12 protein-coding genes are annotated in these 13,282 nt (G+C 73.6%); 3 read left to right on the forward strand and 9 right to left on the reverse strand.

The window, feature by feature from the left end; translation table 11 throughout:
- Nucleotides 1-92 precede the first annotated feature (92 nt).
- On the reverse strand, nt 93-614 hold the full coding sequence (locus tag Athai_RS21950) for a MarR family winged helix-turn-helix transcriptional regulator (protein WP_239157088.1): 522 nt from the start codon (nt 612-614) through the stop codon (nt 93-95).
- Nucleotides 615-705: 91 nt separating this feature from the next.
- Here Athai_RS21950 and Athai_RS21955 point away from each other — a divergent pair, with 91 nt between their 5' ends.
- Complete coding sequence (locus Athai_RS21955) at nt 706-2,259, forward strand: FAD-dependent monooxygenase (RefSeq protein ID WP_203963244.1); 1,554 nt, start codon at nt 706-708, stop codon at nt 2,257-2,259.
- Nucleotides 2,260-2,335: 76 nt separating this feature from the next.
- On the forward strand, nt 2,336-3,649 hold the full coding sequence (locus Athai_RS21960) for an ABC1 kinase family protein (protein ID WP_203963245.1): 1,314 nt from the start codon (nt 2,336-2,338) through the stop codon (nt 3,647-3,649).
- Between the two features lie 137 nt (nt 3,650-3,786).
- On the opposite strand, the gene Athai_RS21965 is transcribed toward Athai_RS21960, so the two are convergent.
- From Athai_RS21965 to Athai_RS21980, 4 genes are all read right to left on the reverse strand, one after another.
- Nucleotides 3,787-3,972, reverse strand: a complete 186-nt coding sequence (locus Athai_RS21965) for a hypothetical protein (RefSeq protein WP_203963246.1) — start codon at nt 3,970-3,972, stop codon at nt 3,787-3,789.
- A 646-nt stretch (nt 3,973-4,618) separates the two neighbouring features.
- Nucleotides 4,619-4,978: a WhiB family transcriptional regulator gene (locus Athai_RS21970; protein ID WP_203963247.1), complete on the reverse strand. Its 360-nt coding sequence runs from the start codon at nt 4,976-4,978 to the stop codon at nt 4,619-4,621.
- A gap of 109 nt (nt 4,979-5,087) precedes the next feature.
- Entirely contained in the window at nt 5,088-5,504 is a 417-nt protein-coding gene (locus Athai_RS21975; RefSeq protein ID WP_203963248.1) for a hypothetical protein, read from the reverse strand.
- A gap of 311 nt (nt 5,505-5,815) precedes the next feature.
- On the reverse strand, nt 5,816-7,924 hold the full coding sequence (locus Athai_RS21980) for an ATP-dependent DNA helicase UvrD2 (protein ID WP_203966047.1): 2,109 nt from the start codon (nt 7,922-7,924) through the stop codon (nt 5,816-5,818).
- 327 nt (nt 7,925-8,251) lie between these two features.
- Between Athai_RS21980 and Athai_RS21985 the strand changes: the two genes are divergently transcribed.
- A complete protein-coding gene (locus Athai_RS21985; RefSeq protein WP_203966050.1) occupies nt 8,252-8,488 on the forward strand; it encodes a mycoredoxin in 237 nt (78 codons plus the stop codon).
- An 82-nt stretch (nt 8,489-8,570) separates the two neighbouring features.
- Here the strand turns inward: Athai_RS21985 and Athai_RS21990 are convergent, their stop codons facing one another.
- The 4 genes from Athai_RS21990 to Athai_RS22005 all read right to left on the reverse strand — a co-directional run bounded on the left by Athai_RS21990 (nt 8,571) and on the right by Athai_RS22005 (nt 13,279).
- Nucleotides 8,571-9,752, reverse strand: a complete 1,182-nt coding sequence (locus Athai_RS21990; protein WP_203963249.1) for a low temperature requirement protein A — start codon at nt 9,750-9,752, stop codon at nt 8,571-8,573.
- 115 nt (nt 9,753-9,867) lie between these two features.
- The gene (locus tag Athai_RS21995) at nt 9,868-11,205 is read right to left on the reverse strand and encodes an MFS transporter (protein ID WP_203963250.1); all 1,338 of its coding nucleotides are present in this window, start codon (nt 11,203-11,205) and stop codon (nt 9,868-9,870) included.
- Nucleotides 11,205-12,677 carry an MFS transporter gene (locus tag Athai_RS22000; protein WP_239157089.1) on the reverse strand — a complete coding sequence of 491 codons (1,473 nt, stop codon included), beginning with the start codon at nt 12,675-12,677 and terminating at the stop codon, nt 11,205-11,207. The genes Athai_RS21995 and Athai_RS22000 overlap by 1 nt, the downstream gene beginning before the upstream one ends.
- Nucleotides 12,674-13,279 carry a winged helix-turn-helix domain-containing protein gene (locus Athai_RS22005; RefSeq protein ID WP_203963251.1) on the reverse strand — a complete coding sequence of 202 codons (606 nt, stop codon included), beginning with the start codon at nt 13,277-13,279 and terminating at the stop codon, nt 12,674-12,676. Before Athai_RS22005 ends, Athai_RS22000 begins: the two co-directional genes overlap by 4 nt.
- Nucleotides 13,280-13,282: the final 3 nt, after the last annotated feature.

Here is a 13,282-nt window from a genome sequence, read left to right on the forward strand (position 1 = left end):
GAACGGGACGCCCGCCCGAGCCGGCGCCGACCCCCGACGGACGGGCGGCGGGACCCGCGCGGCGAGCGGGGCGGGACCGCGCGGTGGGCGTGTCAGGACGGCGCCGAATCCTCGCCCGGGCCGGGGGCTTCGCTGCCGAGGGCGGCCGTGAAGGTACGGGTCGCCGCGTTGAGGCGGCGGCCGATGGCCAGGAAGGCGGCGAGCTGCTCCTCGTCGTAGTCGTCGAGCAGGGCGTTGACCTCGGCGGCGAGCCGGGCGAAGACCTCGGCGTTGCGGCGGACGTGCTCGCCGGTGGCGACCACGATGACCTTGCGGCGGTCGGCCGGGTCACGGCGACGCTCGACGAAGCCGCGCCGCTCCAGCCGATCGAGTACCGCGGTGATCGCCGAGGTGGACATGCCGGTCAGCTCGGCCAGCCGGCCGGCGGTCAGCGCCGGCTCGTCCCGGGCCAGGTCGAGGCACTTGATGTCGGTGGAGTTCAGGCCGAACCGGTCGGCGATGGTCTGGTGCAGGATCACCGCCCGGGACGCGTTCTCCCGCATCATCGCGAGCAGGTCCTCTCGCTGCCGAGCCCGGCGCCTTTCTGACATCATTGCGGCATCGCTTGACGTCACCGTGGCGTCCTCCTATATTTCGATGTGTCGAGAGATCCGGCGCGACGAGATATCCGCTGGATCGAACCATCTTATCGATCGGAGCACCAGCATGCGGTCCGAGCAGACACCCGTCCTGATCGTCGGCGCCGGCCTGGCCGGCCTGACCACCGCGCTGTTCCTGGGTCAGCACGGCGTGCCCGCGATCGTCGCCGACCGACACCCCGGTACCGCGAACCAGCCCAAGGCGCGCGGTCAGTCACCGACGATCATGGAGGCGTTCCGCGCCGCCGGGGTGGCCGACGCGATCCGCGCCGCCGCCCCGCCCGGCCGGCCCGAGATGACGATCGTGATCTGCGACAGCGTCACCGGCACCGTGCGGCACAGCTACTCGGAACAGTTCCCGGACTTCGCCGCGCTGTCACCGGCGCCGGCCGGCCTGGCCAGCCAGCAGGCGGCCGAGGCCGCGATCGCGGCCCGCGCCGCCGAGCTCGGCGCCGACCTGCGCTTCCGCACCGTGCTGGAGACGATGCGGCAGGACGGCGACGGGGTCACCGCGACCCTGCACGACCTCGGCACCGACCAGCGCTACCAGGTGCGCGCCGACTACCTGGTGGGCGCCGACGGCGGTCGCGGCACCGTCGCCCGCGCGGCCGGTGTCGGACACCACGGTCGTGGCCCGTTCGGGCACGTCAGGACCGTGCTGTTCCGCGCGGACGAGCTGATCGACGAGGTGCCCGACACCGCCATCCTGATGTACTACGTGCAGAACCCGGCGCTGCCCACCGGGGCGGCGTCGTTCGTGTCCACCGACCGCCCCGGCGAGTACGTGCTCGGGATCAACGACGACGAGCACCGCACCGACGAGGAGACGATCGAACTGATCCGGATCACGACCGGGCGGCCCGAGCTGAAGGTCGAGCTGTGCAACATCGGCAACACCTGGGAGATGGCGCACCGGGTGGCCGACCGGTTCTCCGCCGGCCGGGTGCACCTGGTCGGGGACGCGGCCCACCTGATGCCACCGACCGGCGGCCAGGGCGGCAACACCGCGATGCTCGACGGCATCCACCTGGCCTGGAAACTCGCCGCGGTCGTGCAAGGCCAGGCCGGGCCGGGGCTGCTGGACAGCCACGACGCCGAGCAACGCCCGTACGGCCAGACCATCGCCGACTGGCAGTACGTCAACAGGTTCGAGCGGCTGCATCCCGACGAGCGGCCGGACGACCTGCCCGAGGTGCCCGGCGCGGTCGACTGCCTGTTCGGCTACCGGATGGCCAGCCGCGCGGTCGTCGGCGACACCGGCGAGTACGGGTTCGAGCCCGCCACCGGCCGCCCCGGCAGCCGCGCCCCGCACGTGGTCCTGCACCGCGACGGGGCGGTGCTGTCCACCCGGGACCTGTTCTTCGCCGGGTTCGTCCTGCTCACCGAGGATCCCGGCTGGGTCGAGGCCGCCGCCCGGGTCGCCGGGGAGCTGGCCGTACCGCTCGCCGCGCACCGGATCGGCGCCGAGCTGACCGACGACGGTACGTTCCGGGCCAGCTACGGGCTGCCCGACGGCGGTGCGGTCCTGGTGCGCCCGGACGGCGTCGTCGGCTGGCGGTGCACCACCGGGGCGGACGCCGCCGCGCTCGGCGCTGCCTGGCGCCAGATCCTCGACCGCTGACCGCCGGCCCGTCGCGCGCCGGTACCAGCCAGCGCGCGACGGGCTGACCGGCCGCTGGGATGGGACAATGGGACGCGTGACCGATATCCCGCGTCGTGCCGTGTCCCGCACAGCGAAACTCGCGACCCTGCCGCTCGGCCTGGCCGGTCGGGCCGCGCTCGGTCTCGGCAAGCGGGTCACCGGCACCGCCGCCGACATGGTCTCCGCGGAGATCCAGCAGCGCACCGCCGAGCAGCTGTTCAGCGTGTTGGGGCAGCTCAAGGGCGGCGCGATGAAGTTCGGTCAGGCACTGTCGGTGTTCGAGGCGGCGCTGCCGGAGCACCTGACCGGGCCCTACCGGGCGGCGCTGACCAAGTTGCAGGAGGCGGCGCCGCCGATGCCGGTGGCCAGCGTGCACAAGGTGTTGGCCGAGGAGCTGGGGCCGCGGTGGAAGCGCCGGTTCGCCGAGTTCGACGACCAGCCGGCCGCCGCGGCGAGCATCGGTCAGGTGCATCGGGCGGTCTACCACAACGGCACCCCGGTGGCGGTCAAGATCCAGTACCCGGGGGCCGGCAAGGCGCTGGTGTCCGATCTGAACCAGCTGTCCCGGCTGGCCGGACTCTTCCGCGTCCTGCAGCCCGGCCTGGACATCAAGCCGCTGCTGGGCGAGCTGCGCGCCCGAGTCACCGAGGAACTCGACTACAAGCTGGAGGCGGCGACCCAGAAGGCGATGGCCAAGGCCTTCGCGCACGACGACGAGATCTACGTGCCGAAGGTGCTGGCCGGCACCGACCGGGTGCTGATCACCGCCTGGGTGGACGGGACGCCGCTGGCCGACGTGATCGCGCACGGCAGCGAGGAGGACCGCGACCTCGCCGGGCTGCGGATGGCGACGCTGCACTTCTCCGCGCCGGCCCGCGCCGGCCTGCTGCACGCCGATCCGCACCCGGGCAACTTCCGGCTGCTCGACGACGGCCGGCTCGGCGTGATCGACTTCGGCGCGGTGGCCCGGGTGCCGGACGGGCTGCCGGAGCCGATCGGGCGGCTGACCCGGCTGACCCTCGCCGGCGACGCCGAGGCGGTCCTGGCCGGGCTCCGCGACGAGGGTTTCGTCCCGCCGAACGTGGACGTCGACGCGCAGGCGATCCTGGACTACCTGCTCCCGGTGCTGGAGCCGATCGCGGTCGACGAGTTCCGGTTCACCCGCGAGTGGCTGCGCAGCGAGGCGACCCGGCTGGCGAATCCACGCAGCGACGCCTACCAGCTGGGCAAGAAGCTGAACCTGCCCCCGTCGTACCTGATGATCTACCGGGTGACGCTGGGTTCGATCGGGGTGCTGTGCCAGCTCAACGCCAAGGCGGGGTACCGCGCGGTGCTGGAACGCTGGCTGCCCGGCTTCGCCGACGAGTGATGATCGCGGGCACCGCCCGCGGCATGTCCCGAGCGCCGGCACACCCGCGGCACCGGCACACCTGCGGCACCGCGCGAGCGCCGGCGCATCCCGGCACGTCGCGAGCGCGGGTGCGGCATGCGGGAACTCGCGAGATCTCAGCCGAGCCGGTCGTCGAGGCCGGTCTCGATCGCGCCGACCGCGGCGCGGGTGCAGGTGGCGCACAGCCACCACTCGCCGGCGTGTGAGCGGGCCCGCGTCCAGCCCAGCCCGTACGGCCCGGTGCAGTCCCGGCCGCACTGCCGGCACCGCGGCCGGATCTCCTTCACCACAACGGATTCCATCTCCACCTGGCTCGACGGGCCGACCGGGTCGGACGCGGCGGGGGTCGGCACAGCCACCGGTGTCGGTGGCGGGCCGACTCGTCATCTCGCGTCCACCCCCTGTTCGCGAGCAGACGCTACGCCGACCGGGCGCCCGGGCGCCGGGCAGCGCGCGGCAACCACCCGCACGGGCCAGTGATTTAGAGCATGTTCCAGATTCGCGGGCGAGGCGAGACAGCAAGCCGGCCCCGGAGACCTTGGTGTGGGGTCTCCGGGGCCGGCGGGAAGGGGTAGCCGATGCGCGGCGCGAGCCGGCGGCTCGGCGTGTGGACCGAGCCGGGGCTCAGCGGGCCGAGCCGGCACCCCTGAGCTGCTGATGTCTGGGGCCGGGACGCGGCGCGCGTCCCGGCCGGTCGGGGTCGGTCCCGGCGAAGCTGCCGGGACCGACCGGTTGACCTACGGCGCCGGTCAGCGGTACCTGCGCGCCCGGGCGGCCACGTTCAGGGCCGGCCGGTACGGCAGCGAACGCCAACGCGGCGCCCGGCGCATTCGTGCTCGTGCCAGTGCTTCTTGCAAGGTATGCATCTTGTTGCTCCGGTTCGTCGTCTCGTTCATCTCGTACTCACTTGAGGGGTGGCGGGTCGCCCCGCGCTTCGGTGGGTGGACGTCAGGCCGCGGTCACGGCCCGGCTCGCCTCGCGCAGCACGGCGTCGGTACGGGCCGCAACCTGTGCCCGCGCCACCGCGTCACGCGCGAGGTCCTCCTTGCGCGGGCGGCCCCGCGGCCGCTTGCGCGGCACGACCGCTCCGTGCTCGAAGATCTCTCCACCCCACACGCCCCACGGCTCGTGCCGCTCCAGGGCGCCGGCGAGGCACTCGATCCGCAGCGGGCAGTCGCCGCACAGCGACTTGGCCGCTTCCAGGTCCGCCGGGGTCTCGGCGAACCACAGGTCCGCCTCGAAGGTCCGACAGGGCAGGTCCACCCCGGTCTCGACGGCTCCGTCGAGGGGGGCCAACACCAGGCTCATCGCCCGGTCACCTCGTTTCTCGCTTGTGGCTTGATCAACTTTTGGGGAACAAAAAGGCCGCGGATCCCGGTGTGCGGGTTCCGCGGCCTCAAGGTGCCGGTCGGCCTGGTCAGGCCGGATACTCCGGTTTACCTCGAGGCGGGACACCGCGGCGCTTGGCCATCAGGTTGGCCATCGCTTCGGCTACACCGGTCCCCTGCTGCTGGCTGACGCCGATCTGGCTGGCGTCAACGGACTTCGGTGTCGGCACGATGCCGGCACCGAGCCCCTGGGAGCTGACGTGGCTTGGCGAGACCTTGCCCGCGAAGACACTGAACCCCTGGGTACGGAACTGAGCTGCCGCATAGATCAGCTCCGGAGCCGCCGAAGCGGTGGAGCAGAGCGAGACGGCGAGAACGGGCGACGCAGCGGAAATGCCGCGCGGGTCGGAGCCGATCGGCGCGACACCGGCCGGATCGCGATCCAGCAGGGTCGAAGCGACTGGCAGCGACATGAACCGCCGCTCATCGATGCGGTTGGTCTCCACGGAAGTCACCTCGTTCCTGTCTCGGGACCGGCCCTTGCGGGTCGGTCCGGATCTGCGATGCGGCTGTGCTTCGGCAATCTCCAGCGAGGAAAACTCCCTCGCGGAGCGCCGGCGCGTCACCCGGACCTTGGCAGGTTATGCCGTCCGCCGGTGGGTGGCAATCGAATTTCGAAAGACGTTATCGACGTCTCTCGCCGAAGCCCCCCAGCGACCCCGGATCGGCCCGCCACCAGCACCATAACCGGCGCCCGCCAGCCACTCCGGCCTGCCTTCCGGGCCGGGCCGACGTGCCGGACCCGGTTGGCCACCGGTCAGACCATCGAGACGGCCTGATCGGCCTCCGCACCGTCGATCAGGGCCAGCACCGCCTTGCCGTACAGCCCGAGCTTGCGGGCGCCGATGCCGGGAATCTGCACCAGCGTCTCGGCCGCGTCCGGGCGCAGCTCGGCCAGCGCGGCCAGGGTGGCGTCGGTGAACACCACGTAGGCGGGGATGCGCTGCTGGCTGGCGACCTCCGCGCGCCAGGACACCAGCCGCTCGTACAGCTCCTCGTCGAGGTCGGACGGGCAGTCGCCGCACCGGCCCAGCTTGCGGTCGGTGGCCTCGCTGAGCGTGGCGCCGCAGATCCGGCACAGCACCAGCGTGCCGCGGCGCCGGCGGGGCCCGGACGAGCGCTCGGCGCGGGCCGGGCCGGTGGCCGGTGTCGCGGTGGCCGCCGAGGCCGGCAGGAACCGGGACGGGCGGCGCGGCCGGCCGCCGTCCGAGCGGGCCTGCGGCCAGGACAGCCAGAGCTGCTCGCGGGCCCGGGTGATCCCGACGTAGAGCAGCCGGCGCTCCTCCTCGATCTGCTCGTCGGTGCGGGCGAAGCCGACCGGCAGGGTGCCCTCGACCAGCCCGACCAGGAACACCACGTCCCACTCCAGGCCCTTGGCCGAGTGCAGCGAGGCGAGCGTGACACCGGCGACGGCCGGCGCGTGCTGGGCCGCGGCCCGGCGGGTCAGCTCGGCGTGGAAGCCGGCGAGGGCGTCGGCCGCGGTCGGTTCGGCGCCGTCCTCGCCCGGCGCGGGGCGGAAGTCGGCGGCCAACCGCACCAGCGCGGCGAGCGCCTCCCAGCGTTCCCGTCCCGCCCCGCCCGGCGGCGGCGAGTCGGCGGCCCAGCCGGTCGCGGCGAGCGCGTCGGTGACCGCGACCCGAAGCGGGGTACCGGGCTCCACGGCGCGGGTCGCGGCCCGCAGCGCGACCATCGCCTGCCGCACCTCGGGCCGGTCGAAGAAGCGCGCACTGCCCTGCACCTGGTAGGGCACCCGGGCGTCGGTCAGCGCCTCCTCGTACGCGGCGGACTGGGCGTTGGTGCGAAACAGCACGGCGATCTCGCTGCTCGGGGTACCGGCGGCGACCAGCTCGGCGCAGCGCGCGGCGACCGCGGCCGCCTCGGCGGCCTCGTCCGGAAACGAGCGGATGGTCGGGGCGGGGCCGGGCGCGCGCTGGCCGGTCAGCTCCAGCCGCAACCGTGCCTGCGCGCCGCGGGCCTGCCCGATCACCTGGTTGGCCAGCGCCACCACCTGCGGGGTGGACCGGTAGTCGCGGGTCAGCCGCACCACCGTCGCGCCGGGATAGCGGCGCGGGAACCCGATCAGGTGGTCGGCGGAGGCACCGGTGAACGAGTAGATGGTCTGGCTGGCGTCGCCGACCACCGTCAGGTCGTCCCGGCCGCCGAGCCACGCGGCGAGCAGCCGCTGCTGCACCGGGTTGACGTCCTGGTACTCGTCGACCACGAAGTGCCGGTACTGCGCGCGAACCTGGTCGGCGACGTCCGGGTGTTCCTCGACGGCCCAGACCGTGAACCGCAGCAGATCCTCGAAGTCGATCACCCCGGCGGCCTGCTTGACCTGCTCGTACGCCTGGTAGACGCGCACCATCGACTCGGGTGCGACCGGGGTGTCGCGGCCGGCACGGGCCGCGGCGGCCGGATATTCGTCCGGCTCGACCAGGCTCGCCTTGGCCCACTCGATCTCGGTGGCGAGGTCGCGGCGCAAGGTGGACTCGGCCCGGACCCGCGCCGCGGCGGCGGCCTGGTTGATCAGCCGGGCCTTGCTGGTGAGCACCTCTGGCAGCTCGCGACCGCCGAGCAGCCGCGGCGCGAAGAACCGCAGCTGGCGCATCGCGGCGGCGTGGAAGGTGCGGGCCTGCACGCCGCCGGCGCCGAGACCGCGCAGCCGGTCGCGCATCTCCCCCGCGGCGCGCGCGGTGAACGTCACCGCCAGCACGTGTTGCGGCCGCACCTCGCCGGTGAGCACCCGATGGGCGATGCGGTGGGTGATCGCGCGGGTCTTGCCGGTGCCCGCGCCGGCGAGGATGCACAGCGGGCCGGCGGGGGCGACCACCGCGGCCCGCTGGTCGTCGTCGAGGCCGGCGAGCACGCCGGCGGCGGTCGGCGCCGGGTCGCGGGGCGCGGTCGCGGGCCGGTCGGGGTGCACACCGTGCGACACGAACTGCCTCCGAATCTGTGCGCCGTGGGCCACATCGGGATGGTCTCAGCCGGCTACGACGTTATCTCCGTCGAGTGGGACGTCCGCGACGCGTGGCAGGCTGGCGGTGACGCCGGTGCCCGCGCCGCTGCGTCCAGATCGCGTACGAGGAGGCTTTCCCCCGATGAACGAGCGGCAGCGAGCAGGTCAGCGGCCTGCGGTTGGACGCCCCAGGAACATCTCGACCAGGGAGGGGCGTTCGTGAGCAGCTCCGTGACGATGTACTCGACACCGTGGTGCGGCTACTGCCGGCGGCTGAAAAGCCAGTTCGACCGGGAGAACATCGACTACACGGTGATCGACATCGAGCAGGACCCGAGCGCCGCCGAGTACGTGATGAGCGTCAACGGTGGCAACCAGACGGTGCCGACCATTCAGTACGCGGACGGCACGGCGATGACCAACCCGACCATCGTGCAGGTGCGCGACAAGCTCGCCACCCTCACCGCAGCCTAGGAACCGCCGGGCCCACGCCCCGCACCTCCTGGACCCGCTCCGGCGCCGTCGACACGAACGCCCGCGACGGCGCCGGACCCGGTCAGGTCGCCGGTACGGCCTCGGCACGGCGCCGCTCGTGGCGCGTGCTGTAGGCCCACTGCCAGGCCATCAGCGCCACCAACACCCCGGTGAACGCCGGGCCGGGCAGCGCCGCGCCGAAGGCGGCGAGCAGCACCGGGACCGCCACGCCGGGCAGCCCGGCCGCCAGCAGCCAGCGCCGGTTGGCCGGGTCCGGCAACCCGCCGAGGGCACCGGCGAGGAACCAGCCGGCGACGCCGCCGCAGAGCAGCCACCCGTCGGCGGCCGGCACGTGCTCCGGGTGCGCGACGATGCCGCCGAGCCCGACGGCCACCGCGGTGATGCTCACCGTGGTCACGAAGTGCAGCGGCATCGCCACCGACACCGGCAGGCTGCGGCCCTCGCTGGCGATCAGCCCGTACCGGAACAGGTGCCACCACATGCCGACGAGCACCACGAAGCCGAGCCCCGCGACGGCGATCAGCCGGCCGGTCCAGGGCAGCTCCGCGGCTGCGGCGATCACCTGCAGCACCGCCTCACCGAGCACGATGATCATGAACAGGCCGAGCCGCTCGGCCAGGTGCGCGAGGTCCACGGTGGCCGGTTTCGGCACCTGGGCGGCGAAGTCCTCGACCGGGCGGCCCTCCCGCCGCGCCTGCGCCTCGATCATCCGCTGGGCGAACCGCGGCACCCGGGCCTCGGACCGCGCGCCGAGCGGCAGCAGCAGGTCGATGGCCACGCCGACGGTCCACAGCAGGTACCGGCCGGGCGGGTCGACCCAGATCGAGACCAGCCACGGTACGACGCCCAGCAGCCCCTGCACGGTGGGCCACGCGGTGAGGTTGGTGCCGGTACGGCGCATCGTCTGCGCACCGAGCGCCCGCACCACCACGTAGGCGACGACGAAGACCACGACGCGCTGCTCGGTGGCCTCCGGTACCGCGGCGGCCAGCACCGCGATGCCGGCCATCGCGGCGAGCATCGAGCGCTGGCTGGTGCGGTCGCCGGCGACGTTGGCGTACAGCGTGAACGACGACCACGCCAGCCACACCGCGAGGTAGAGCAGCACGAACAGCCCGACGTCGGCCGGCGTCGGCTCGCCGTGCAGGCGGTGCGCGAGCTGCGCGACCGCCGCCACGACCACCAGGTCGAAGAACAGCTCCAGCCAGCTCGCGTGCCGTCCCGCCGCGTTCCCCCCAGACATGGTCGTCATTATCTGGGCAGGCCGCCAGCGGCCCGCTCACCGGTGGCCGGGTCGCCCGCCGGCCGGCGTTGCGGCGCCGGCCGGCGTTGCGACCACGCCGGGCGGCGCGGCGCCGTCACGGTGTCGTGGCGGCCGGTTCCGGCTCCGGTGCCGCGGTGGCCGCGGCGTGCCGGGAGCGCCACAGGTACGCCGCCGAGCCGGCCAGGCCGATCCCGATCAGCACCATGATCAGCCGGGCGTCCAGGATGGTGACCAGGCCGGCGCCCAGCGCCAGCGCGGTGATCTGACCGACCGAGATGATCCCGTCCGCGGCGGCGCTGATCCGGCCGATGTAGCGGTGCGGCGACCGCTGCTGGATCAGCGTGTTCGCGGCGACCAGCACCACCGTGAACCCGAACCCGTTGATCGCCGCGGAGGGGAAGAGCGTCGGCAGCTGAGCGATGCCGAGCGTGCCGATACCGATCGCGGTCAGCAGGGCTCCGGCCGCGAGGGTCGGCACCCCGCCGAAGCGGCGCATCAACCGGGCGCCGAGCACGCCGCCGAGAATCCCGCCAACTCCCTGCGCGCAGCTGATCACGCCGATCAGGGTGGTCGACCGGTGCATCACGTCGCCGATCAGCGCGAAGAAACCCGACTCGACGAACTCCAGTGCGAAGATCGCCGCCAGCAGGCCGATGGTCAGCCGGCGCAGCAGCACGTCGCGCAGCAGGTACCGGAAGCCGGCGGTGATCTCGTGCAGCAACGCGCCGGGCGGCTCCTGCTCGGCCTGTTCGACCGCCGCGTCGGCGCCGTCGGCGACGGGCGCCGGGCCCAGCCGCCCGGTGTCGGCGCCGCCGGCGACGGGGGCCGGTCCCAGCTGCCCGGTGTCGGTGCCGCTGGGGGCCGGCGTCGGGCCCAGCTTCAGCAGGATCACCGCGGCCGCGGCGACGACGAAGGTAGCGGCGTTGATCATGGCGACGACCGGGCCGCCGAGCGCGACGTAGATACCGGCGCCGGCGAGCGGGCCGAGCAGCCGCAAGCCCTGCTTGACGGTCTGCAGCATGCCGTTCGCGGCGCCGAGCTGGTCGGCCGGCAGGATGTGCTTGATCACCCCGGTCTGGGCCGGGTCGACGAACACGAACGACGCCCCGTACCCGACGGTCACCGCGATCAGCAGCCAGAGCTGGCCGCGCCCGTGCACCGCGAGCAGCGGCAGCAGGATCGCCGCCGACGCCAGGTTCGCGGCGAACAGGAACCGGCGCCGCGGCAGCCGGTCCACCAGCCAGCCGGCGACCGGTGCGAGCAGGGTGGGTGCGGCCAGCGCGAGCAGCGTCAGGCCGGCGGCGCTGGCCGAGCCGGTCAGCTGGTTCACCCAGATCGCGAGCACCAGCATCAGCATCGAGTCGCCGATCATGCTGGCGGCCATGCCGACGAACAGCAGCCGGAAGTTCCGGTTGGCCAGCAGCGCGCGCATCAGCCCGCGTCCCCGGTACCCGGCCGGTCACCGGCACCGCGCGCGTCCCGGGCACCGGCGCCGTGCGGGCCGCCGATCCGGTACGCGTCGCCGTCGCCGGGCCGGTCGTCGGCGTCGCCGGCCCCGGTCTCGACCGGTTCGGCCCCGACCGGTTCGGACTGGGCGGAGTCGGCCTGAGGCTCGCCGACCTCGGCGGTGCCGGGCTCGGTGCCGGCGCCCGCGGGGGCGGTCTCGCTGGTGGTCACCGGGCGCATCTCGCGGATCCCCTTGGCGGTCAACGCGGCCACCGTCGAGACGGCGAACGCGGCGGTGAACGCGAGCACCACGCCCGCGGCACCGAAGTGCGCGGCGAGGGTGCCGGCCAGCAGCGGCGCCAGCGCGGCGAGGCCCATCGCCGCGGTCATGAAGGCGCTGTTGACGCGACCCTGCAGCCGGTCCGGGGTGGTCGCGGCCAGGTGCCCGAACAGCCCGGCGTTGAGCGGCGGCCCGAGCAGGATCAGCAGCGCGACCGGCGCGGCGGCGAGCGGGGTCGAGGCGAGCGGCCAGGCGGCGAGCAGCAGCGGGATGCCGAGCAGCGTGATGGCGCGCAGCAGCTTCGGGAACGCGAACCGGCGCATCATGCTGCTCGCGGCCAGCGCGCCGATCAACCCGCCGACGCCGACGATGGTCTCCACGGTACCGATCAGCACCGGCGGTGTTCCGTTGCGCTGCAACAGGATGATGATGCCGAACAGCATGCCGTTGATGGCGAAGTTCAGCGGCGCGGCGATCAGCATCGCGGCCCGCAGGAACGGCGTGGTGACCGTGTAGCGCAGCCCTTCGAGCAGGTCGCGCAGCGGCGAGGTGGCGGTGCCCGCCGGCTCGGCCGTCTCCTGCATCGGCCGGCGGATCAGCAGCAGGCCGACCAGCGAGACCAGGTAGCTGATCGCGTCGGCGAGGAACGGCAGCGCCCGGCCGAGACCGAACACCGCACCGCCGATGGGCGGCCCGACCAGCCCGACCGCGTAGCTGCGCGCCTCGTCCCGGGCCACGGCGGTGGACACCTGGTCCAGCGGTACCAGGTTGCGCACCGCGGACATCGCCGAGGTGTCGAACGCCGCGGCGCACACGCTCTCGATCATCGCCACGACGGCGATCACCAGCACGTTGCCGTACCCGAGCAGCAGACTCGCGGCCAGCCCGGCGAACGCGACCAGCCGGATGCTGTCGCAGGCGAGCATCAGCCGGCGCCGGTTGACCCGGTCGGCGAGCACCCCGGCCGGCAGCCGTACCGCGGTCTTGGCGACCATCGCCGCGGTGCCGACGGCCCCGGCGAGCACCGCGTTGTGCGTGAGTACCAGCACGACCAGCGGGTAGGCCAGCGAGGACATCGAGCTGCCCAGGTCCGACAGCGCCTGGCTGCCCCACAACAGGTTGAAGTCGCGGTTGCGCCACAGGCTGTTCGGGCCGGGCGCGGTCAGCAGCCGCCTCACTCCTGGTCCTCCGACCACGGCCGGGCCGGGAACCCCCAGGACACCAGGCGGACGGCGCGGGCGTCGGCGGGGCGGGTGGCCGGATCGGTGAACCGCTCGGCGTAGGGCAGTATCTGGGCGACGATCCGCTCCTTGAACTCGACGAGTTCGGCAGCGGTGAGCCAGGCGAACGACTGGCTCCAGAACGCCGCGTCGTACCAGTCCTGCGGCTCGCTGTCCTGCCGGCGCTCGAACTCCTGGTGCTCGTCGAACTCGTGTTGGTACATCAGCTCGGCCATCGCCGCGCCGGCGGCGGCGGCCTCGCCCTCGCTGCGTCCGCCCCAGCTGCGGTTCTCGATCACCGGGCGCCACGGCCGCTGCCGGCCGGTGCCGCCGCCGGCCTCCTCGACGTAGCCGTACTTGGCGAGCTGGCGCAGGTGCCAGGAGCAGTTGGCGGGGCTCTCCCCGATCCGGTCGGAGAGCTGGCTTGCAGTCAGCGATCCGGCGATGAACAGCTCGTCCATGATGCGGATGCGCACGGGGTGGGCCATGGCGCGCAGCTCGCGTGGATCGCGAAGCGTGCGCTTCGGCAGTTCGTGGTGGTGCTTGTCGTCGTCGGGCACGCG

The organism is Actinocatenispora thailandica (assembly GCF_016865425.1).
Lineage (GTDB): Bacteria > Actinomycetota > Actinomycetes > Mycobacteriales > Micromonosporaceae > Actinocatenispora > Actinocatenispora thailandica.